This window comes from Pseudomonas sp. 05N36 (assembly GCF_056397385.1).
Genome location: NZ_JBFTNH010000085.1, coordinates 1 through 350, shown reverse-complemented (window position 1 = coordinate 350; position 350 = coordinate 1). Strand labels below are relative to the sequence as shown.

Annotated in this window: 1 protein-coding gene; it reads left to right on the top strand. The window is 61.4% G+C overall.

Annotated elements, in window-relative coordinates; translation table 11 throughout:
- Positions 1-350, top strand: a 350-nt coding sequence (locus tag AC1DIH_RS28265) for an immunoglobulin-like domain-containing protein (protein ID WP_477774106.1), incomplete at both ends; no start/stop codon positions are given.

Here is a 350-nt window from a genome sequence, read left to right as displayed (position 1 = left end):
ACACCGGCCTGACGCTCACTGCCGACAACACCATTACCGAAGGCGGCCAGATCACCTACACCGCCACGCTGAGCAATCCGGCCGGCACCGCSATGAGCGTGACCCTGTCGAACGGCGCCGTGATCAACATCGAGGCCGGTAAAACCAGCGGCTCGGTGGTRGTCGACACCCCRGCSAAYGACGTCTACAAAAACGGCAGTACCGTCAGCACCACCATCGAAAGCACCACGGGCGGCAACTTCGAACAGTTGACCCCAAGCACCACCCCCGCCGTTACGACGATCACCGACTCGATCGACAACACCGGGTTGAGCCTGACGGCGAATGGTTCGGTGATTGAAGGTGGCCAA